We start from the raw sequence: 1,685 nt of genomic DNA, 5'->3' as shown, positions 1-1,685 counted from the left end.
GCCGACCAGCGCCGCGCCATCGAGGCGGAACTCTATACGATACGAAAAGGAGCAGAGGGCGAGCGCGAAACCGCCCACATCCTTGACCGCATCTATGGCCATTCTGAACGTGTGGCGGTGATCCACGACCTCAGGCTACCTGACGGTTTGAACGGTTACGTGCAGTTTGACCACCTCCTGCTGAACCGCGTCCTGAAGCGGATCGCCGTGCTCGAGACCAAGAACTTCAGCGGTCGCATCTCCAAGAACGAGCACAACGAATGGTGCGTCTGGTATCCGAACAGGCGGCAACCCACCGAAATACCCAACCCGGTCGCACAGGCCGACCGCGCTGCGCGGCTGCTGGAGCTATGGCTCGAGGCGCACCAGCATTCGGCGGCGTTCCGCCGCGTTGAAGGGTGGGTGATCGTCCCTCCGACATGCAAGATCGATCGCACGCGCATCGGTACCGGCACGCGCATCGTAAAGGTTGATAACTTCCATGAGCGATGGATCGAGGACGTCAGTTTCTCCGATGCGACTGGCTTTCTCACAGGGCTTAGCGTTGGACAACTTCGCGCCGTTGGGATGCAACTGGCCTCTCAGCACGTGCAACCCGACTATGCCTGGCGACGGCGGTTCGGGATTAATGACATGCCGAACCGCGCGGTCGCATCTACGCCCCGCCCGGAGATTCAACCAGCGAACGTGTCCGCCGAACCAGAGGCCGAACTCGAAACTAGGTCCGAAACACTGAGCGAAGCTGTGACGGTTCCCCCAGAAGGTCAGGACGGCGTGCCACTCGCGGAGCCGGCACCAGCGACCGGTTCCCGACCAGAGCCGCAAGATCAAAGCGCAACGGATCAGGAGGAGGTGGAACCGGCTCCAAACCCTAGGAAGCACGGCGCCAAAGCGAGCGTGCTCGTTACAGTGATCGAGGGCATTTCCGAGCGCGTTCTACCGGACGGGCGAATTGCCTTCCTTGCCCAACCCGGCACCCCCGCGGCCGAGCAGCTGACTGGCGTCTGCAAAGGCCGGGCGATCTGGAACCCACGCTTTCGCAACTGGCTGTGCAGTGCGGAACGGGCAGAAGAGATTCGCCATGCCCTGGGCACGCAGCCAGCAGGAGAACGCACATGAACATGGCAGCCGGGATCGGCAGCGCTCAGTGTCCGAAATGCCGCCGCTCAATCGGCCATTGGACCGAGCCGAGACTGACACACATCTGTGCGTCGTGCGGCGCGCCGCTCATCCGCTTGAGGGCAAGCCGGAAGATCAGACTCTATCGGATCATCCCGGTGGCGGAAATGATTCGGATCGCCGGTTCGCTGGTGACCGTGGCCGCGATCATCTCGGCCGCCGCAATACCAGGCGGCATACGCGCAGCCATATTCATGGTGGCTACCGCTTTGCTCGCTTTCGGTGCCGCCGACGTCATTCAGGAGGCCTTCGCCATGCGGGCTCGCGGGCCAATGGGCAACGTCATCATTGACCGGCCAAAAACAACGATTTGGAAGGCTGTCGCGCGCCTTGCTATCGGGTTGATCTGCCTCATGTTGGGCATCGTCGGCTTCGTGGTCTGGGCGAGCGTCACAACCGAGATGTGACAAATAGAGTGTAGTATTAGGCTCTGTCAGGATCCGTTTGCACGCGGCCAAGGTCTATCTTATGTTGGAAAAGACGCTCTACGAAGAATCAAAAATCCC

Annotated in this window: 2 protein-coding genes; both read left to right on the top strand. The window is 61.0% G+C overall.

The annotated features are described in order from the left end of the window. Positions 1–1,119: nuclease-related domain-containing protein (locus C0456_RS20465; protein WP_291056529.1), on the top strand; the 1,119-nt coding region annotated here is incomplete at its 5' end. Beyond that, the gene (locus C0456_RS20460) at positions 1,116–1,586 is read left to right on the top strand and encodes a hypothetical protein (RefSeq protein WP_073978581.1); all 471 of its coding nucleotides are present in this window, start codon (positions 1,116–1,118) and stop codon (positions 1,584–1,586) included. The genes C0456_RS20465 and C0456_RS20460, both read left to right, overlap by 4 nt. The last annotated feature ends 99 nt before the right edge of the window (positions 1,587–1,685 follow it).

The organism is Hyphomonas sp. (genome assembly GCF_013823385.1).
Classification (GTDB): Bacteria; Pseudomonadota; Alphaproteobacteria; order Caulobacterales; family Hyphomonadaceae; genus Hyphomonas.
The sequence above is the reverse complement of the archived record's forward strand: the minus strand, read 5'-3'. Positions and strand labels throughout refer to the sequence as shown.

Excerpts from the sequence above, each read along its gene's own strand:
- C0456_RS20460 (WP_073978581.1), top strand. The coding sequence starts at position 1,116 with ATGAACATGGCAGCCGGGATCGGCAGCGCTCAGTGTCCGAAATGCCGC.